This window comes from Curtobacterium sp. BH-2-1-1, from assembly GCF_001806325.1.
Taxonomy (GTDB): Bacteria; Actinomycetota; Actinomycetes; order Actinomycetales; family Microbacteriaceae; genus Curtobacterium.
Genome location: NZ_CP017580.1, coordinates 3,006,296 through 3,025,081 on the forward strand (window position 1 = coordinate 3,006,296; position 18,786 = coordinate 3,025,081).

The window sequence follows — 18,786 nt, forward strand, 5'->3', positions numbered from 1 at the left end:
GTCGGGTACGGGGGCGCGACCCGAGCCCGCACAGGCTCGGACCATGGTGGTCCCCGTCGTCGTCCCCGTGCACCCCGACCCGGCCGCGGCCCGCACGCAGCAGCGAGCGTTGCGCGACGGGCAGTTGATCCGCGTCGGCCACGGCGCCTTCGTCCACCGCCAGGACTGGGAGCGCGCGACCGCTTGGGAGCAGCACCTCGCACGCGCGGCGGCGGTGCACGCCGTCACGCCTCGTGCCGTCGTGTCGCATGCCTCCGCCGCGATCGCGCACGGACTGCCGTGGATACAGCCCGTACCGGAACGCGTGACCGTGCTCGATCCAGTGCGTCGGACCGCGCAGCGCACGAGGTTCGCGGACAAGGCCGCTGCGGCCGGACGACACGTGGCGCCGGTCGTCGTCGGAGGGCTGCCCGTCACGACCTTGGTCGACACGGTCGTGGACATCGCGCTGCGGTACGACCGCGGCCGAGCACTCGCGGTGGCGGACGCGGCGCTCCGACGTGGCGTGCAGCACGACGCGATCGAGGACGAGTTGGCGGCACGCGGCCCGGTTCGCGCGGGGCGACGAGCGCGTTCGGTGCTGGAGTTGGCGGCGGGCACATCGGAGTCGGCGGGGGAGAGCGTCGCTCTGCTCGTGATGCGCGACGTCGGGTGTCCGGCGCCGGTCCAACAGCACGAGTTCCGCGACGACCGCGGTGTCATCGGCAGGGTCGACTTCTGGTTCCCGGACCAGGGCGTGATCGTCGAGTTCGACGGTCTCGTGAAGTACCGTGACGCCGGGATGCGCAACGGCCGCTCCGTCGAAGAAGTCGTCATCGCGGAGAAGGTGCGGGAAGATCGGCTGCGCGCGCTGGACGACGTACGCCGCGTCATCCGGCCGATCTGGCGTGACGTCGTGCCCGGCGGCGCGTTCCCGGCGATGCTGGCGGCGGCAGGTCTCCCGGTCCGGCGGGGCGTCCGAACGACGCCCGCGTGGTGAGCGGCCCCCGGCGTGGAACCACGAATCCGACATCGAACCGACCAGGCGCGGTGGTTCGATGTCGGATTCGTGGTTCGAAGCGCAGCGGCGCGGCCGCCCCGCGCGGCGCAGCCGCCTACGCGAGCTCGAGCAGCACGTGGCCGGACGAGATCGTCTGGCCGACGGGGGCGTTCAGCCCCGTGACGACGCCGTCACGCGGGGCAGCGACGGGCTGCTCCATCTTCATGGCCTCCAGCACGACGAGCAGGTCGCCCTTCACCACGGTGTCACCCTCGGCGACCGCGAGCTTCACCACGGTGGCCTGCATCGGGGACGTCACGGAGCCGGACGACGCCAGGCCGCCACGGACCCCAGACGACCGGCGCTTCGGCGGAGCGGACGGCCCGGCCGGACGACGACCGGCAGCACCGGCGGCGCCACCGGCGACGATCGACGGCATGGTGACCTCGATGCGCTTGCCCTGCACCTCGACGACCACGCTCTCGCGGGCTGCCGGTGCGGGGAGCTCCTCGGGGGAGCCGCTCCACGCCGGGATCTCGTTGACGAAGTCGGTCTCGATCCACTGCGTGTAGATGCTGAACGGGGTCTCGTCGGGCGTCGCGAACGCCGGGTCCGACACGACCGCACGGTGGAACGGCAGCACGGTCGGCAGGCCGGTGACCTCGAACTCGGCGAGGGCACGACGCGACCGCTCGAGCGCCTCGGCGCGCGTGGCGCCGGTGACGATGAGCTTCGCGAGCATCGAGTCGAACGAGCCGGAGACGACGTCGCCCGAGACGACGCCCGAGTCGACGCGGACACCAGGGCCGGACGGCGCGTGGAACGCGTGCACGGGGCCCGGCGCCGGGAAGAAGTTGCGACCCGGGTCCTCGCCGTTGATGCGGAACTCGAACGAGTGCCCCCGCGCGACCGGGTCGGAGTAGTCGAGCACGCCGCCCTCGGCGATGCGGAACTGCTCGCGGACGAGATCGATGCCGGTGACCTCTTCGGAGACGCAGTGTTCGACCTGCAGGCGGGTGTTCACCTCGAGGAACGAGACGGTGCCGTCGGCGCCGATGAGGAACTCGCACGTGCCGGCACCGACGTAGCCGACCTCGCGGAGGATCGCCTTCGACGACTCGTACAGCCGTTCCTCCTGCGACGCCGTCAGGTACGGCGCGGGCGCTTCCTCGACGAGCTTCTGGTGTCGACGCTGCAGCGAGCAGTCGCGCGTCGAGACGATGACGACGTTGCCGTGCTCGTCGGCGAGGCACTGCGTCTCGACGTGGCGCGGCTTGTCGAGGTACTTCTCGACGAAGCACTCGCCGCGGCCGAACGCCGCGATGGCCTCGCGCGTCGCCGACTCGAAGAGCTCTTCCACCTGGTCGCGCGAGCGGACCACCTTGAGACCACGGCCGCCACCACCGAACGCCGCCTTGATCGCGACGGGCAGCCCGACCTGGTCGACGAAGTCGAAGACCTCGGAGACGTCCTGCACGGGCTCGATCGTGCCGGGCGCGAGCGGCGCGCCGACCTTCTCGGCCACGTGCCGAGCGGAGACCTTGTCGCCCAGGCGCTCGATCGACTCCGGCGAGGGGCCGATCCAGGTCAGCCCGGCGTCGATGACGGCGCGGGCGAAGTCGGCGTTCTCGGCGAGGAACCCGTAACCCGGGTGCACGGCGTCGGCGCCGGAGCGTCGGGCGACCGAGATGATCTTGTCGATGACGAGGTAGGTGTCGGCGCTCGTGGTGCCGTTCAGCGCGTAGGCCTCGTCGGCGAGGCGTGCGTGGAGGGCGTCACGGTCCTGGTCGGCGTAGACCGCGACCGATGCCTTGCCTGCGTCGCGGGCCGCGCGGATGATGCGGACGGCGATCTCGCCGCGGTTCGCGATGAGGACCTTGCTGATACGGGGCATGGTAAGTCAGCGTATTCGTGCGGCAGGGGCGCGAATTGACTGGCACCCACAAAGAACAGGCGCGAAGAAGTGTGGATGTCTACAGTGCCCAGAGGTCGTGCCACGCGATGCCGAACCCCCGCAGCAGCATCGAGCGCAGCACCGGGAGCGAGAGCCCGACCACGGCGGACGGTGCGCCGTCGATCCGGGTGATGTAGGCGGCGGCCCGACCGTCGATGGTGAACGCCCCGGCGACCTCGAGCGGTTCGCCGGTGGCGACGTACGCGTCGATCTCCGCGGGCGACATGTCGTCGGCGAAGGTGAGCACGGCGCTGTCGACCGCCACCACCTGGTCGCCGTCGGCGACCATCGCCGACCCGCCGGGCGCGACGCCCGCGACGAAGGCAGCAGCGCCCAGCGGCCCGCCGCCCGACGCGTCCACGGTACGGACGGGAGGCACGGTGCCGGCCCGACCAGCGCCTCCAGGCCCCGGATCGGGCGCGTCCAGGGCGTCGGGTGCGTCCGCGGCGCGGCGCCGGTCCACGACGCAGTGCCCGCTCCAGAGCGTGCCGCCGCCGGCGGCGAGCATCTGCCGCCACCGCTCCCGCGCGACCTCCGGGTCGTGGGGCTTGCCGTACAGCACGCCGTCGACCTCGAACGCGGAGTCCCCGCCGAACACGAAGCCGTCGACCGGGGAGCCGTCGACCGGGGCGTCCGCGACGGCCGAGGCCTTGGCGACCGCGAGCATCGCCACCAGCTCCGGCCCGGTCAGGTCGCGTCCGAGCGACGCGGCGGCCGCGGCGACCGCGGCGTCCTCGTCGACCCCCGGCGCGACGAGCACCGGCTCGATCCCGGTCTGGGCGAGGAGGGCGCGGCGGGCGGGGGAGGTACTCGCGAGGTACAGACGCATGGGAACATCGAACCATGGGTGAATCCGTCGGAACGCTGCTCGACCTCGACGTCACCGGGATCGCCCACGGCGGCATCTCGGTGGCACGGCACGAGGGGCGGGTGGTCTTCGTGTCGGACGCGATCCCCGGCGAACGGGTGACCGCCCGCGTGACCGAGGACCGGAAGAAGTCGTTCTGGCGTGCCGACACCGTGTCGGTCGAGACGCCGAGCGAACACCGCGTCGACCACGTCTGGCCCGAGGCCGCCCTCGACCGCGACCCGGCCGTCCGCGCCGGCGGTGCCGAGTTCGGGCACATCGCCCTCGGCCACCAGCGCACGCTGAAGCACGACGTCCTCGTCGACTCCTTCGCGCGCTTCGCCCGCACGGACCTCGCTGCCGTGCTCGGCCACGACGTCGTGGTCGAGGCAGCCCCCGGCGACGACGAGTCGAACGGCACCGGCTGGCGCACCCGCGTCCGCCTGCACGTCGACGAGGACGGCACCGCCGGCCCCTTCGCGGCCCGGTCGCACACCGTCGTGCCCGTCGCGTCCCTCCCGCTCGCGAGCCGGGTCGTGCAGGAGAGCGCGCCGCTCGGCCGCGGCGCGATGCCCGGCGCGTCCGTCGTCGACGTCCTCGCGCCGAGCGGCTCCGAGGGTGCGCGACTCGTGATCGACGAGCAGAAGCCGACCGTCGTGACCGAGGTCGTGGGGGAGCGTTCGTTCTCGGTCGACGACAACGGCTTCTGGCAGGTCCACCGTGCGGCTCCGGCCGTGCTGACCGCGGCCGTGCAGGACCTCGTCGACCGCGACCGGCTCGACCCCGAGGGGCAGCACCTCGACCTCTACGGCGGTGTCGGCCTGCTCGGCGCCGCGCTCGGCGACCTCGTCGGGCCGCGCGCCAAGCTCACCAGCGTCGAGAGCTCGGAGCGTGCCACCGAGCACGCGCAGGAGAACCTCTCCGAGTGGATCGGCGCCCGCGCCGAGACCGGCCGCGTCGACCGCTGGCTGCAGCGCACCGTCTCGACCCTGTCCGCCGGCGAGCGGCAGCGCCACCGCGCCGGGACGATCGTGCTCGACCCGCCGCGCTCAGGTGCCGGGCGCGAGGTCGTCGTGCAGATCGCGGCCCTCCAGCCGGCGCAGGTCGTCTACGTCGCCTGCGACCCGGTCGCGTTGGCGCGCGACGTCGCGACGTTCGCGGACCTCGGGTACCGCCTGGAGGCACTGCGCGCCTTCGACCTCTTCCCGCACACCCACCACCTCGAGGCCGTGGCGCGCCTGGTGCCCGTCGCCTGACGTCGATCGCGGGTCGCCTCCAGGGCGGCGGCCGCGCGCTCGACGGCGGTCGCGCGGGCGCCGCGCCGACCTGGCCGATTTGCGCGACGCGTGTCCGAGCGCACGACGACCGGCCGTGTCACGACCGCGTCGCGCCGCTGCCTGAGTCCGACCTGGGTATCCTTGGTCGTTGATGGCGAACCGGTTTCAGGGGCCGGGGAGCGCATCGACCAGAGAGGCCACCGTGGCAACAGACACGACCACAACCGGAACGACCGGACTGGCGACCAAGCCCGTCCGTGTCGCGATCGTCGACGACCACGAGTCCGTGCGGCTCGGGATCCAGGCAGCCTGCCAGAACGAGGGGTTCGAGGTGGTGCTGACCGCCGCGAGCGTGCCCGAGTACATCGAGAACCTCGGTGGGCGTGAGGTCGACGTCGTCGTCCTCGACCTGTCCCTCGGCGACGGCTCGACCGTGACCGCGAACGTGAAGGGTGTGCAGGGCACCGGTTCCGCCGTGCTCGTGCACTCGATCGCCGACCGCGTCGCGAACGTCCGCGAGGCACTGGCCGCAGGGGCGGCCGGCGTCATCCCGAAGTCCTCGGCGACCAAGACCGTGATGGCCGCCGTCGCCACCGTCGCCCGCGGGGACGTGCTCAACAACCTCGAGTGGGCCAGCGCGATCGACGCCGACCGGGACTTCGCGAAGGCGCAGCTCGGACGCCGCGAGCGCGAGATCCTGCACCTCTACGCCTCGGGCCTGCCGCTCAAGCTCGCCGCGCAGCAGCTCGGCATCGGCTACTCCACCGCCCGCGAGTACCTCGACCGCATCCGTGTGAAGTACGTCGAGGTCGGTCGACCGGCACCGACGAAGGTCGACCTCCTGCGCCGTGCGGTCGAGGACGGCATCCTGCCGGGGCTCGACTCGGGCATCGACCCCGACGGCGACGGCCGCTGAGCAGCATGACGGCGGCTGACGCTGCACCCGGGGCCGGGGCCGGGGCCGGGGCCGGGGCCGCCCGGACCGCGGCCGGGCGGATCGAACCCGCGCCGTTCGGGGCCGATCCCGCGCGGAGCGTCCGCGCGTCCATCACCCAGGCGTCCGTCGAGCGCGCGTTCGCGATCCTCCTCGCCGTGGCCGCACTCGGCTTCGGCGCGACGACCGTGCCCGCGGTGCTGTCGCAGCTGCCGTACCTCGACCCGGTGTGGGGTCCGGTCGTCGCGTTGGCGCTCGCCGCGTCGTTCCTCTTCGTCGGGGCGTCCGTCTTCGCGAGGCGCCTGGCGCAGATCGCGCAGATCGTGTGCGCCCTGGTGTTCCTCGTCGCCCTCGTCACCTGGCCGTTGACCGTGCAGGAGCCGATCCCGTCCGACCAGGCACCGTGGCCCTGGTGGCTCTGCACCGTGGGGTCGACCGCGGCCGCGATGGGTTTCGCCCCGTGGCGGGCGTCCGTCTACACCGCGCTCGTGCCGGCCGTGTACGTGGCCATCCGGTTCACCCCGCTGGGCGGCGACGCGGGTGTCGGGGCGTTGCTCAACGGCTTCTACACGGCGATCCTCAGCGGGGCCGCCCTCATCATCGTGATCGTGCTCCGCCGTGCAGCAGCAGCCGTCGACGCCGCACAGGCCACGGCCGTCCGGCGGTACTCGCACGCGATCCGCGAGCACGCCACCGAGGTCGAGCGGGTCCAGGTCGACGCGATCGTCCACGACAGCGTGCTCACGACGCTCCTCTCCGCCGCCCGGGCCGACACCCGCGACGCCGAGATGCTCGCCGCGCGGATGGCCAGGAACGCCATCGACCACCTCGAGGCCGCGGCGGCGGACGGCCCAGGGGACGCACCCCCGGTCTCCCTCGTGGACCTGCGGACCCGCATCTCCGACGCCGTCGGTGCGCTCGCGGCGCCGGTGCGGGTCGACCGTGGGCACGTCGGGTCGATCCGGGTGCCCGCGATCGTCGCGGACGCCGTCGCCTCGGCGGCCGTCCAGGCAGCGGTGAACAGCGTGCAGCACGCCGGTCCGGCCGAGGTCGACCGGTGGATCGTCGTCGAGCAGCTCGGCGCCGGCGTCCACGTCGAGGTCGGGGACGACGGTGCCGGCTTCGACATCGCGGGGATCCCCGCCGAACGACTCGGCGTCCGCCGTTCGATCGTGGAGCGGGTGGTCGCCGCCGGGGGCACCGCCGAGATCGTCACCGCGCCGGGGGCGGGCACCCGTGTGCTGCTCGACTGGGCGCCGGCGGCGGGGGAGCACCGGTGAAGGCCTCACTCCCGGCCGGGGTCGCGATCGGGCTCGCGACGCTCTTCTCCGTCTACCACCTCGTCCTCGCGGCGACGACGCTCCCCGGAGCCGCCCAGATCGGGCCGGTCGTCGCGTGCATGGTCCTCTACGCTGCGGCGACCGGTGTCGCGGTGTTCGTGCCCGGCCGGCCGCTCCCGGTCTGGGCGACGTGCTTCGCGCTCGCGACGGCCGTGGTGCTGCCCGTCGTCGCCTCGCCCACGGTCGACCTGACCGCCGGCCCGGGGAACGGCACGTGGTGGATCGCCGCGGTCGGCACACTGATGGTCGTCCTCGTCGTGCGTGCGCGCGTCGCGTTCGCCTGGGTCGGTGTCGGGTTCCTCACCGTGCACGCCGTCGCCTGGGCCGGACTCGGGGCGCTCGGCTCGCTCGGCGTGCTCGGCAGTGTGGTGTGGGTCGTGATCGCCACCGGCCTCACGGCCGCGATGAGTCGGGCCACCCGTGTCACGCGCGACTTCGTCCGCGCCGAGCAGGAGACCGCCGACTGGCAGGCGGCGCAGGACGCCCACGTCTTCGAGCGGCAGTTCCGGCTCAGCCAGACGACGCGCATGGCGCTGCCGATGCTGCAGCGGATCATCGAGACCGGTGGTGACCTGGACGACGCCGAGCGTGCCGAGTGCCTGCACCTCGAACAGGCCATCCGCGACGAGATCCGGGGCCGGTCGCTGCTGTCGGAGGACGTCCGCGACGAGGTCATGCGCCTCCGTCGTCGTGGCGCCACGGTGCAGCTGCACGACGACGGCGGTCTCGACGACCTCGAGATCGACGACCTGCGCCGGGTGCACGCCCGCATCGCCGAGGCACTGCGCCAGGCGCGGGAGGCCGACAACGTGATCATCCGGACCGTCCCCGAGGGGTCCGAGTCCGCCGTGACCGTCGTGGGGCTGCGGCTCGATCTCGCGGCGAGCGAGTCGGCGGCGCTCGGGGCGGGGATGGACGACGAGGACGGCGACGAGGACGAGTCGGTCGTCGTGTGGCTCGAGATCCCGCGGCACGAGACCGTCTGAGGCGGGCCGACACCGGACGTCGTCGGCGCCCGCGCGGACTCCAGCGCCCGGAAACGGGGAACGGGCCGGTCGGATACCGACCGGCCCGTTCACGACCCGAGTCTGAGCGACAACCCGAATATCGCCCTGACTCGTAGCTGGTAGGTGGCTTCGTACCCTAGTCGGCCACCGACCTGCGATGTTCTTCGTTGAAGGACACCGAACACGAACTACTATGCCCGCAGCCGAACGCTCTGTCAGTCGTCATTATGGGGGACAAAATCGGCCATTTCCGCCGCCCTCGGCCCCTGCTGTCCCCCGTCTGCGGGGAGACCGACCGGGAATCCCGCGGTCGGGGCACCGAGACCGCCCGGTACCCAGGGGTACATGGTCGCCCGCACCGTGCGGCACGCGCAAGCCCCCGGAGCGGCTCAGCGGAGCGATCGGCCCCAGGCGCCGGCACCGTGCTCGAGCGGTCGGCGGAGACCCCGGGCGGACACGTCCCACCCCGAGCGCGGCGACACGGTGACCTCGGGACGACCGAGCGACGCTGCCTCGTCCGCCTGACGCTGCAGGACGGCGATGACGGCGGCGAGCTCCTCCGGCGTGGGCTCACCGGAGACGACACGGACGTCGGCGGCGGCCGCGACCGCCTGCTCGACGGGGACCGCGGGGACCACTGCTGCGTGGCGGCCCATCAGCGTGCGCCCGTCACAGCGGGATGTTCCCGTGCTTCTTGGGCGGCAGCGTCGCGCGCTTGCCACGGAGGGCCCGCAGCGCCTTGACGACCGAGACGCGCGTCGCGTGCGGCTGGATGATCCCGTCGAGCTCGCCGCGCTCGGCGGCGAGGTACGGGGACGCGACGTTGTACGTGTACTCGTTCGCGAGCTTCGCACGGACGGCCGCGACGTCCTCGCCGGACTCCTCGGCGCGCTTGATCTCGGCGCGGTACAGGATGTTGACGGCGCCCTGGCCACCCATCACGGCGATCTCGGCGGTCGGCCACGCGAGGTTGATGTCGGCACCGAGCTGCTTCGAGCCCATGACGATGTACGCGCCGCCGTACGCCTTGCGGGTGATGACGGTGACGAGCGGCACGGTGGCCTCGGCGTAGGCGTACAGGAGCTTGGCGCCGCGGCGGATGACACCGGTCCACTCCTGGTCGGTGCCGGGCAGGTAGCCGGGCACGTCGACGAGGGTGAGGATCGGGATGCCGAACGCGTCGCAGAACCGGACGAAGCGCGCGGCCTTCTCGCCGGCGTCGATGTTCAGCGTGCCGGCCATCGCCTGCGGCTGGTTCGCGATGATGCCGACCGTGCGGCCCTCGACCCGACCGAAGCCGATGAGGATGTTCGGCGCGAAGAGCGGCTGGACCTCGAGGAACTCGCCGTCGTCGACGATGTGCTCGATGATCGTCGTCACGTCGTACGGCTGGTTCGTGGAGTCCGGGATGACCACGTCGAGCTCGCGGTCGGCGTCAGTCGTCTCGAGCTCGGGCGCGACGTCGTAGGCCGGCGCGTCGGACAGGTTGTTGTCCGGCAGGAAGCCGATGAGCGAGCGGGCGTAGTCGAGCGCGTCGGACTCGTCCTCGGCGAGGTAGTGGGCGACGCCGGAGATCGCGTTGTGCGTCTGCGCGCCGCCGAGCTCCTCGAAGCCGACGTCCTCGCCGGTGACGGTCTTGATGACGTCGGGGCCGGTGACGAACATGTGGCTGGTCTTGTCGACCATGATCACGAAGTCCGTGAGGGCGGGGGAGTACACCGCACCGCCCGCTGCCGGGCCCATCACGATCGAGATCTGCGGGATGACGCCGGAGGCCTGGGTGTTGAGGCGGAAGATCTCGCCGTACTTGCCGAGGGCGACGACTCCTTCCTGGATGCGGGCGCCGCCGGAGTCGAGGATGCCGATGATCGGCACGCCGGTCTTCAGCGCGTGCTCCATCACCTTGATGATCTTCTCGCCGGCGACCTCGCCGAGGGAGCCGCCGAAGACGGTGAAGTCCTGCGCGTACACGGCGACGTTGCGGCCGTGGATGGTGCCGAAGCCGGTGACGACCGCGTCGCCGTAGGGCCGCTTCGACTCCATGCCGAAGGCGTGGGTGCGGTGGCGGACGAACTCGTCGAGCTCCACGAAGGAGTTCTCGTCGAGCAGCTGCTCGATGCGTTCGCGCGCCGTGGTCTTGCCCTTGGCGTGCTGCTTCGCGATGGCGGCCTCGCCCGCGGCGGTCACTGCTTCGTGGTACCGCTCGCGGAGGTCGGCGAGCCGGCCGGCCGTCGTCGAGAGATCGGGGGTGTCTCCTGGGGTCACCCGCTCACCCTACCGGCGGCGACGGCGGGGTCGGTTGGAGGACCCCCACGGTTCCTGCCCGTAGATTTGCTGCATGTCCACACCTGCGTCGTCGACGTTCCCGCTGAGCCGAACCGTCGTCGAGGCCGCGGGCGCGGTGCTCACCGAGCCGGTGACGACCGGGTCGACGAACGCCGACCTGCTCGCCCTCGCGACGACGCAGCCGCACGGCAGCGTCGTGGCGACGCTCGACCAGACCGCGGGTCGCGGCCGCCTCGACCGGACCTGGTCGGCACCCGCCGGCCAGACGCTCGCGGCGAGCGTGCTCGTCCGCGCGGACCTCGACGACCGCGACCGCGGGTGGCTGCCGCTCGTCGCCGGCGCCGCGATGCGCGACGCGATCGTCGCCGTGCTGCACGGTCCGGAGCGTGTCGCGGTGAAGTGGCCCAACGACGTCCAGGTCGACGGCCGCAAGGTCTGCGGCATCCTCTGCCAGGTCGCCGCCGACGGCAGCGTCGTCGTCGGCGCCGGCGTGAACCTGACCATCCCCGCCGACCGGCTGCCGACGCCGACGGCGACCTCGCTCGCGGTCGCCGGTGCGACGGGCTCGGCACCGGACCTCGCCGACCGTGTGCTGTCCGCGTTCCTCCGCGCGGTCCAGGAGGCCGTGGTCGCCCTGGTCGCCGGCGGTGCGGCCGCGGACGGGGTCCGGTCCCACGTCCGGTCGGCCTGCGGCACGATCGGGCAGCGGGTGCGCCTCGAGCTGCCGGACGACACCACCTCGGAGGGGGACGCGACCGGCATCGACGACGACGGCCGGATCACGATCCGGGATCGAGCGGGCGTCTCCAGGGGCGTCGCCGTGGGGGACGTCACCCACCTGCGGTATGCATGACGGCATGACCGACGAGCCGCCGCCCGAACGCGTGGTCGCGCGGCTGCGCCCGCACGCTCGCCGGCTCGTGCGCCCCGCGGTGTTCGTGGTGCTCGTCATGCTCGCCGGCGGGTTCGGCTTCGGGGTGTTCCGGGCGCAGCTCGCCTGGCTGAACGCCGTCGTCGCCGGTCTTGTGGTGCTCCTCGTGTTCCTCGGCGGCGCGATGCCGCTGTTCCGCTGGATGTCGGAGCGCTACGTGGTGACCACCAGGCGCCTCGTCGTCGTGCACGGACTCGGCACGCGCACCCGGCGGGAGCTGCTGCACTCGCGGGGCTACGACGTGACGGTGCGTCGGCGCGGCCTGCAGGGGGTGTTCCGGTCCGGCGACGTCCTCGTGTTCCCCGGCGACGAGCCGGCCCTGGTGCTCGGCGACGTGCCGCACGCGGACCTCGTCGTGGCGGTCCTGCACGACCTCGTCGAAGCGCACGAGGCCCGGCGACGGCACCGCGAACCCGACTGGGACGAGATCGTCGGCGGGGCGGATCGACCGCGATGGGGCGACGTCAGACCCTGACGATGTCTCGACAGCGGGCGGTGCGGACCAGAACTGCGCCGAGGTTCCGGTACCGTCTTCCCGTGCGTATCTCTGTCATCGGCTGCGGTTACCTCGGTGCCGTGCACGCCGCCTCCATGGCCAAGCTCGGGCACGAAGTCGTCGCAGTCGACGTCGACCCGGTCAAGATCGAGCGGCTCGCCGCGGGTGAGGCTCCCTTCTTCGAGCCCGGTCTCCCCGAGATCCTGAGCGAGGCGCTGGCCTCCGGCCGCATCCGCTTCACCACCGACATGGCCGAGGTCGCCGGTGCGCGCGTGCACTTCCTCGCCGTCGGCACGCCGCAGGGGCCGACCGGCGCCGCGGACCTCACGTACGTCGACGCCGCCGTCGCCGCGCTCACGCCGCACCTCGCCGCCGGCGAGTTCGTCGTCGGCAAGTCGACGGTCCCCGTCGGCACGGCTGCGCGCCTCGCAGCCGAGGTGTCCGAGGCGGTCCCCGGTGCGACGCTCGTCTGGAACCCCGAGTTCCTCCGCGAGGGCTTCGCGGTGCAGGACACGATCAGCCCGGACCGCTTCGTCTACGGCGTGCCCGACGGCGACGCCGGACAGGCCGCGGTCGAGGCCCTCGACGAGGTCTACGCCGAGGCCCTGGCGAGCGGCACGCCCCGGCTCGTGGTCAACCTGCCCACGGCCGAGCTCGTGAAGATCAGCGCGAACGCGTTCCTCGCGACGAAGATCTCGTTCATCAACTCGATGGCGGAGATCGCCGAAGTCGCCGGTGCCGACGTCACGGCGCTCGCCGACGCGATCGGCCACGACGCCCGCATCGGCCGCAAGTTCCTCAACGCCGGCCTCGGCTTCGGCGGCGGGTGCCTGCCGAAGGACATCCGGGCGTTCCAGGCGCGGGCGGACGAGCTCGGTGTCGGGGAGTCCCTGGCGTTCCTGGCCGACGTCGACGCCACGAACCTCCGTCGTCGCGCGCACGTCGTCGAGCTCGCGCAGGAGCTCCTCGGCGGGGCCGTCGCGGGCAAGCGCGTCGCCGTGCTCGGCCTGGCCTTCAAGCCGAACTCCGACGACGTCCGCGACTCGCCGGCGCTCGACATCGCCGCCCGGCTGCTGGGTCTCGGTGCCTCGGTCGCCGCGTACGACCCGGAAGCCGTCGTCACGGCGCGCCGCGTGCACCCCGAGCTCGACTACACCGAGAGCGCGACCGATGCCCTGCGTGACGCCGACCTCGTGCTCGTCCTCACCGAGTGGACCGAGTTCCGCGAGCTCGACCCGGCCGTGGCCGCCTCGCTCGTGGCGACGCCCGTCGTGATCGACGGGCGCAACTGCCTCGACCGCGACGCCTGGACGGCTGCCGGCTTCACCTACCGCGGCATGGGCCGCTGAACACCGCGCGGGGGAGCAGCATGACGATCGACGACGCCGTGACGACCGAGGACCCGGTCGTCGACGCTCCCGTGGAGCACCGACGCCGCTTCGGGGCCTTCCACGAGGGACGGCGCCCGTCGCGGGTGTCCCTGCTCGCGAACGGTGCACTGCTCCTCGTCGCCTCGCTGCTCGTCGCCGTGATCGCGTTCCGCACGCGGCTCGAGATGACGAACATCGACGGCATCTCGTACATGTCGATCGCGAAGCAGTACGCCGAGTGGCACTGGGCGGACGCCGTGAACGGCTACTGGTCGCCGATGGTGTCCTGGCTGATGGCGCCGTTCATCGCCGTCGGCGTCGGGCAGACCACGGCCTTCGCGATCGTGAACACGCTGTCCTGCGTCGCCGTGATGGCGATGGGGGCGTGGCTGCTGCTCCGGACGACCGGCAACGGCTGGACCGCCGCGTGGTCGATCGCCGCGACGGCACCGCTCCTGATGGCGAACGTCAGCCTGCAGACCCCGGACACCCTCGTGCTCGTGTGGTGCCTCGGGTTCCTCTGGGCCCTGCTCGCGGCCGACCGCGCCTGGCACGGCTCGGTGCGACGGATCGTGCTCACCGCGGTGCTGCTCGGCGCCGTGTGCGCGTTCGGGTACTTCACGAAGGCGTTCCTCGTCCCGGTGTTCCTCGTGGTGGTGCCGGTGTGGGCGGTCGTCCGCTGGTTCCAGGACCGCCCCGAGGCCCGTGAGCGCCGGTCCGTCCTGCTGCCCGTCGTCGCCCTCGTCGCCGTGGTCCTCGTCTCCGCGCCGTGGGTCATCGCCCTGTCGGTGAAGTTCGGCGGCATCGAGGTCGGCTCGTCGCTGACCGTGAACGTCTCGGGCAAGTTCAGCGACACGTCGAGCACCGACGGCGACGAGTACCGCATCGCGACGCCGCCGAACGCCCGCGCGGTGTCGCCGAACGAGGACCGCACGCCGTCGATCTACGACGCCGGGATCCTCGAGGCCGAGCGCACGCTTCCAGCGGTGCCGCAGCCGGGCGCCGAGGCCGCTCCGACCGAGAGCCACACCACGACCCTCGTCGGCAAGGTGCGGTACTACGTCGAGCAGCGACTCGAGGCATTGCCCTACTACTTCAACCGCATCGGGTCGTTCGCACCGTTCGCGCTCGCGATCGGCGTCGTCTTCGTCGGCGCGGTCGTGGCGGGCGTCGTGCACTACCGCCGGTTCGTCTTCGCGAGCATCGTCGGCATCTTCTCCGGGGTGTACCTGCTCGGCTACGCGGGGATCGCGACGGTGGACACACAGGGCGGCAACGCGCGCTACTACCTCCCGCTCTTCATCGGGTCGGTCCTGATCGCCGGGGCGCTCCTGCCCGCGTTCTGGCGCGCGGCTCGTCGGGGACGTCGTGTGCGGCAGGTCGTCGCCGTGGCCGCGTGCGCCGTCCTGGTCGTCGCCGCGTACAGCCAGAACGTCAACGGCGTGAAGGCGCCCTTCTCGACGATGGGCACGCGCCCGTCGGGCATCCCGGTCGGGCAGGTGTTCGGCGGGGTCATCACCCCGGATGAACCGCTCTCGGACCTGCTGCTGGCCAACCACACGCTGCCCGCCGGCAGCACGATCCTCGGGACGAACACCCGGGACGCCACGCTCGTCGCGTTCCGCACCGGCACGCAGATGTACGGCGAACCGGGTCAGGAGTACGACTACCAGGACCCGTCGTTCGTCGCACTGCTCAAGAAGTCGGGCGTGCAGTACTTCCTGAACTACACGAACGCCCTCATCCCGAAGGACCGGGACTACTCGGCGATCGGCACGCTCGAGGACAGCTTCACCGTCCAGCAGACGTGCCAGGACATCCGGTCCGCGCCGGTCCAGGCCTGCCGGGTCGACGTCGTCAAGGTGTCGGGGAACTGACCTCGGTCGGCGTGCTGCGGGTCGGGGTGACCCACACCCGCAGCACGCCGCCGGTCAGCCCGACCGCGACGAGCACCGCGACGACAGCGACCACGGCGAACGGCACCGGGCCCCACGACTCGTAGCGGGCGATGCTCGCGGCCGAGAGCGGTCCGCTCGCGGCGTTCCAGAACCACCCGGCGGCGACCGCGAGGCCCCAGAGCCCGATGGCCGGCAGCGCCACGGCCAGTACCCGGGGCAGCACGGCCGTCCCGCGCCCGGGCAGGGGCAGCCGCCGCCACGCCACGGCGCTCAGCACGACGAGGCAGAGCAGCGCCGGGAACAGGTAGCGGCCCTGCGTACCCGCGACCTCGGTCGTGTCGAGGTAGGCCTTCGCGCTGCTCGCGGTCTGCAGGAGCAGCAGGAGCGCGGGGAACACCGCGAGTGTCCAGGCGGTGCGCCGGGTCCGGCCACGGCGGAACGCCCAGCCGACGAGCACGACGAGCGCGACGAGCGTCAGGACCGCCGTGAGGAGGTCGCCGATGCTCACCTGCGCGCGCTGCCCCGGGGAGCCCCAGAAGGTCCGGGCGAGGGTGCCCCAGCTGACGTCGAGGAAGTGCCACACCGAGGGCCCCTGGCCGTCGGGGAACGGGCGGTCGGGTCGGATCGCGGCGTAGCCGTCCGGCTGCAGGGTGCGGAACAGCCAGAGGTTGCGCAGCCACCACCAGGCGCCGATCACCGCGGCCACGCCGAGGGCGACGGCGGCGCGGAGGACGCGACGGCGGAGCGGGACGACACCCGCACCGGCGACGAGGGCCACGACCGCGACGAACGGCACCGCCGGCAGCCCCGTGCCCTTCGTCCAGACGAGCAGTCCGAGCGCGACCCCGAGCCAGACCAGCGTCCGGCGCCGCAGGTCCCCGGTGAGGAGCCGCGTCGCGAGCCACACCACGACGCCGCCGAGCAGGAACGTCAGGGCGTCGTTCGTCACGGAGGCCCCGATCGACGCCAGCTGCGGCGTCGCGAACAGCGCGAGTGCGCCCATCAGGCCCGCCAGCGGCGACCGGGTGACCCGCCGGACCGAAGCCCACGCCAGGAGCGCGAGCGGCGTCACGAGCAGCGCGTCCACGAGCCGGAGCGCGACGAGGGCGTGGTCCCAGCGGAGCGAGCCGTAGTGCAGCACGCGGAGCACGACGGCGTCCACCACGTAGGCCGTCGGCGGGTGCTGCGTCATCTGGTCGACCGTCGTGGAGTCGCCGGGGTGCGCCGCGAGCAGCTCGCTCACGGTCGACCACGTCGAGGAGTCCCCGGCGACCTGTTCCCGTTGCGCGGCCTGCACGGCGTTCGACACGTGCAACGTCCCGGGTGCCGGCCAACCGGAACCGGTGGCGACGTGCACGGCGGCGTCGAGGTGCGCGGGCTCGTCCGGTGCCTGGAACGCCGGCACGACGATCGCCCAGAGCACCAGCCAGAGCCCGAACACCGCCGTCAGGACGGCGACCCACAGCCCCTCGCTCCGCGAGACGACGGGGTGCGGTTCGGACTGCATCGAGCGGACTCCCGGGGTCGGCGACGCCACCGGTGTCGGTGGCGCGTCGAGCCTACTGGCCCACGACCTCGGAACCCGCGGTGGAACCAGTCGTCTCGGCGGCGGGTACGGCCCGGTCGTGTCCGCGCTCGGGGTGGTACACCCACACCTTGTAGAGCCAGAAGCGGAACACCGTGCCGAGCACGAGTCCGATCACGTTGCCCGAGATGTTGTCCGCCAACGCCGAGGTCAGCCCGAGCACGTAGTGCGAGATGCCCAGGCAGCCGAGCGAGATGACCATGCCGCCGAGCGACACGACGACGAACTCGATGCCCTCACGCGTGGCCACCGCCCGCCGCTGCTCGCGGAAGGTCCAGTAGCGGTTGCCCATCCAGTTGACGAAGATGGCCACGATCGTCGAGACGACCTTCGCCCAGAACGGCCCGGAGTGGACCTCGTCCGGGCTGAGCACCGTCGCCCGCAGCACGTTGAAGATGCCGGTGTCGACGACGAACCCCACCGCGCCGACGACGCCGAAGCGTGCCAGTTGGGCCACCAGTCGCCGCACGGTCTCTCCCGGGTCCGTAGAGTTGTCGCTGGTCGTGCTCACGAGGGCCGACCCGCAGGTCGCACAGGACGGCGACCCGAACAGCGATTCTAGACAGCGCGTTCTCGCCGGACGGTGTGAACGACGGAAGGAACACACAGCATGGCGTTGCGCGTCGGGGTCATCGGTGGGGGACAGCTGGCACGGATGATGGTGCCGGCCGCGGTCGAGCTCGGTCTCGACATCCGGGTGCTGGCCGAGGGCCCGGGCATGTCGGCCGCGATCGCGGCCACCGCCGAGGGGGACTACCACGACGCCGCGACCGTGCTCGCCTTCGCGCGGGACGTCGACGTCGTCACCTTCGACCACGAGCACGTGCCGCAGGACGTCCTCCGTGCCCTCGTCGACGCCGGCGTCGCCGTGCACCCCGGCCCGGAGCCGCTCGCCGTCGCGCAGGACAAGATCACCATGCGCACGCGCCTGTCCGAGCTCGGGCTGCCGGTGCCGGACTGGGCCGCCGTGCACGACCCCGACGAGCTGCAGGCGTTCCTCGACGACCACGGTGGACGTGCAGTCGTGAAGACCGCCCGTGGCGGGTACGACGGCAAGGGCGTCCGGGTGGTCACCGACCCGGCCGACGTCGCCGACTGGTTCATCGCCGTCGCCGAGGCAGGCGGCGAGCAGGCGCTCCTCGTCGAGGAACTCGTGCCGTTCACCCGCGAGCTCGCCCAGTCCGTCGCCCGACGCCCCTCCGGCGAGGTCGTCGCCTGGCCGCTCGTCGAGACCGTGCAGCGCGACGGCGTCTGCGCCGAGGTCTTCGCCCCCGCCCCCGACAGCGCCGGACGCATCGCCGACATGGCCGAGGACATCGCCGTGCGGATCGCGACGGAGCTCGGCGTCACGGGTGTGCTCGCGGTGGAGCTGTTCCAGACCGACGACGAGCGCATCCTCATCAACGAGCTCGCCATGCGCCCGCACAACACCGGTCACTGGACGATCGACGGCGCCACGACGAGCCAGTTCGAGCAGCACCTGCGTGCCGTGCTCGACCTGCCGCTCGGTGCCACCGGGTCGTTCGCCCCGGCCGCGGTCATGATCAACGTGCTCGGCGGTCCGGCGGACGGCGACCTCGCGGCGCGGTACCCGGGTGCGCTCGAGGCCTTCCCCGAGGCCAAGTACCACTTCTACGGCAAGGCTCCCCGGCCGGGTCGCAAGATCGGGCACGTGACCGTCATCGGCGACGACCTCGACGACGTCACGTACCGCGCCCGGTCCGCAGCGGCCCACTTCGACGACTGAGGCTGCGGTCCGCGCGGACGGTGCGCTCGGACGGTCCGCAGAAGGGCGGACACCCGCTCGGGTGGCACCCGATCTGGCGTGTGTACCCCCGCGCGTCGGCGTGCTCCCATGGACGGGACAGGGTCCACCGTCCAC

General features: G+C 72.5%; 16 protein-coding genes. 10 read left to right on the top strand and 6 right to left on the bottom strand.

The features are described from left to right. Window positions 1-43 precede the first annotated feature (43 nt). Window positions 44-979: a hypothetical protein gene (locus tag BJK06_RS18685; RefSeq protein WP_070418450.1), complete on the top strand. Its 936-nt coding sequence runs from the start codon at window positions 44-46 to the stop codon at window positions 977-979. Window positions 980-1,094: 115 nt separating this feature from the next. Here BJK06_RS18685 and BJK06_RS14385 read toward each other — a convergent pair whose 3' ends face one another. Then, window positions 1,095-2,873 (bottom strand): biotin carboxylase N-terminal domain-containing protein, encoded by a 1,779-nt coding sequence (locus BJK06_RS14385; RefSeq protein WP_070418451.1) that lies wholly within the window; start codon window positions 2,871-2,873, stop codon window positions 1,095-1,097. 79 nt (window positions 2,874-2,952) lie between these two features. Beyond that, window positions 2,953-3,762, bottom strand: a complete 810-nt coding sequence (locus BJK06_RS18690) for a nucleoside triphosphate pyrophosphatase (protein WP_070418452.1) — start codon at window positions 3,760-3,762, stop codon at window positions 2,953-2,955. A gap of 14 nt (window positions 3,763-3,776) precedes the next feature. Here BJK06_RS18690 and BJK06_RS14395 point away from each other — a divergent pair, with 14 nt between their 5' ends. From BJK06_RS14395 to BJK06_RS14410, 4 genes are all read left to right on the top strand, one after another. Beyond that, the gene (locus tag BJK06_RS14395) at window positions 3,777-5,036 is read left to right on the top strand and encodes a class I SAM-dependent RNA methyltransferase (RefSeq protein ID WP_070418453.1); all 1,260 of its coding nucleotides are present in this window, start codon (window positions 3,777-3,779) and stop codon (window positions 5,034-5,036) included. 172 nt (window positions 5,037-5,208) lie between these two features. Continuing rightward, window positions 5,209-5,973: a response regulator gene (locus tag BJK06_RS14400; protein WP_374115184.1), complete on the top strand. Its 765-nt coding sequence runs from the start codon at window positions 5,209-5,211 to the stop codon at window positions 5,971-5,973. 5 nt (window positions 5,974-5,978) lie between these two features. Further along, window positions 5,979-7,271: a sensor histidine kinase gene (locus tag BJK06_RS14405; protein ID WP_070418454.1), complete on the top strand. Its 1,293-nt coding sequence runs from the start codon at window positions 5,979-5,981 to the stop codon at window positions 7,269-7,271. Beyond that, the gene (locus BJK06_RS14410) at window positions 7,268-8,317 is read left to right on the top strand and encodes a hypothetical protein (protein WP_070418455.1); all 1,050 of its coding nucleotides are present in this window, start codon (window positions 7,268-7,270) and stop codon (window positions 8,315-8,317) included. Before BJK06_RS14405 ends, BJK06_RS14410 begins: the two co-directional genes overlap by 4 nt. A 410-nt stretch (window positions 8,318-8,727) precedes the next feature. Here the strand turns inward: BJK06_RS14410 and BJK06_RS14415 are convergent, their stop codons facing one another. Beyond that, window positions 8,728-8,994 carry an acyl-CoA carboxylase subunit epsilon gene (locus BJK06_RS14415; RefSeq protein WP_083295286.1) on the bottom strand — a complete coding sequence of 89 codons (267 nt, stop codon included), beginning with the start codon at window positions 8,992-8,994 and terminating at the stop codon, window positions 8,728-8,730. A 13-nt stretch (window positions 8,995-9,007) separates the two neighbouring features. Then, window positions 9,008-10,603: an acyl-CoA carboxylase subunit beta gene (locus BJK06_RS14420; RefSeq protein WP_070418456.1), complete on the bottom strand. Its 1,596-nt coding sequence runs from the start codon at window positions 10,601-10,603 to the stop codon at window positions 9,008-9,010. 73 nt (window positions 10,604-10,676) lie between these two features. Here BJK06_RS14420 and BJK06_RS14425 point away from each other — a divergent pair, with 73 nt between their 5' ends. The 4 genes from BJK06_RS14425 (at window position 10,677) to BJK06_RS14440 (ending at window position 15,298) form a co-directional block, all read left to right on the top strand. Continuing rightward, entirely contained in the window at window positions 10,677-11,477 is an 801-nt protein-coding gene (locus tag BJK06_RS14425; protein WP_083295287.1) for a biotin--[acetyl-CoA-carboxylase] ligase, read from the top strand. A 4-nt stretch (window positions 11,478-11,481) separates the two neighbouring features. Further along, a complete protein-coding gene (locus BJK06_RS14430; RefSeq protein ID WP_070418457.1) occupies window positions 11,482-12,030 on the top strand; it encodes a PH domain-containing protein in 549 nt (182 codons plus the stop codon). A gap of 62 nt (window positions 12,031-12,092) precedes the next feature. After that, a complete protein-coding gene (locus tag BJK06_RS14435; RefSeq protein ID WP_070418458.1) occupies window positions 12,093-13,400 on the top strand; it encodes a UDP-glucose/GDP-mannose dehydrogenase family protein in 1,308 nt (435 codons plus the stop codon). A 20-nt stretch (window positions 13,401-13,420) separates the two neighbouring features. Beyond that, the gene (locus BJK06_RS14440; RefSeq protein WP_070418459.1) at window positions 13,421-15,298 is read left to right on the top strand and encodes a hypothetical protein; all 1,878 of its coding nucleotides are present in this window, start codon (window positions 13,421-13,423) and stop codon (window positions 15,296-15,298) included. On the opposite strand, the gene BJK06_RS14445 is transcribed toward BJK06_RS14440, so the two are convergent. Both BJK06_RS14445 and BJK06_RS14450 read right to left on the bottom strand, forming a co-directional pair. Then, complete coding sequence (locus BJK06_RS14445; RefSeq protein WP_156794871.1) at window positions 15,279-16,826, bottom strand: DUF2142 domain-containing protein; 1,548 nt, start codon at window positions 16,824-16,826, stop codon at window positions 15,279-15,281. The genes BJK06_RS14440 and BJK06_RS14445 overlap by 20 nt on opposite strands. A gap of 52 nt (window positions 16,827-16,878) precedes the next feature. Continuing rightward, a complete protein-coding gene (locus BJK06_RS14450) occupies window positions 16,879-17,361 on the bottom strand; it encodes a GtrA family protein (protein WP_254789528.1) in 483 nt (160 codons plus the stop codon). A 153-nt stretch (window positions 17,362-17,514) separates the two neighbouring features. Here BJK06_RS14450 and BJK06_RS14455 point away from each other — a divergent pair, with 153 nt between their 5' ends. Further along, entirely contained in the window at window positions 17,515-18,651 is a 1,137-nt protein-coding gene (locus BJK06_RS14455) for a 5-(carboxyamino)imidazole ribonucleotide synthase (protein ID WP_070418462.1), read from the top strand. Window positions 18,652-18,786 lie beyond the last annotated feature (135 nt).

Excerpts from the sequence above, each read along its gene's own strand:
- BJK06_RS14430 (WP_070418457.1), top strand. The coding sequence starts at position 11,482 with ATGACCGACGAGCCGCCGCCCGAACGCGTGGTCGCGCGGCTGCGCCCG.
- BJK06_RS14385 (WP_070418451.1), bottom strand. The coding sequence starts at position 2,873 with ATGCCCCGTATCAGCAAGGTCCTCATCGCGAACCGCGGCGAGATCGCC.
- BJK06_RS18690 (WP_070418452.1), bottom strand. The coding sequence starts at position 3,762 with ATGCGTCTGTACCTCGCGAGTACCTCCCCCGCCCGCCGCGCCCTCCTC.
- BJK06_RS14405 (WP_070418454.1), top strand. The coding sequence starts at position 5,979 with ATGACGGCGGCTGACGCTGCACCCGGGGCCGGGGCCGGGGCCGGGGCC.
- BJK06_RS14425 (WP_083295287.1), top strand. The coding sequence starts at position 10,677 with ATGTCCACACCTGCGTCGTCGACGTTCCCGCTGAGCCGAACCGTCGTC.
- BJK06_RS18685 (WP_070418450.1), top strand. The coding sequence starts at position 44 with ATGGTGGTCCCCGTCGTCGTCCCCGTGCACCCCGACCCGGCCGCGGCC.
- BJK06_RS14445 (WP_156794871.1), bottom strand. The coding sequence starts at position 16,826 with ATGCAGTCCGAACCGCACCCCGTCGTCTCGCGGAGCGAGGGGCTGTGG.
- BJK06_RS14415 (WP_083295286.1), bottom strand. The coding sequence starts at position 8,994 with ATGGGCCGCCACGCAGCAGTGGTCCCCGCGGTCCCCGTCGAGCAGGCG.
- BJK06_RS14400 (WP_374115184.1), top strand. The coding sequence starts at position 5,209 with ATGGCGAACCGGTTTCAGGGGCCGGGGAGCGCATCGACCAGAGAGGCC.
- BJK06_RS14440 (WP_070418459.1), top strand. The coding sequence starts at position 13,421 with ATGACGATCGACGACGCCGTGACGACCGAGGACCCGGTCGTCGACGCT.
- BJK06_RS14455 (WP_070418462.1), top strand. The coding sequence starts at position 17,515 with ATGGCGTTGCGCGTCGGGGTCATCGGTGGGGGACAGCTGGCACGGATG.
- BJK06_RS14395 (WP_070418453.1), top strand. The coding sequence starts at position 3,777 with ATGGGTGAATCCGTCGGAACGCTGCTCGACCTCGACGTCACCGGGATC.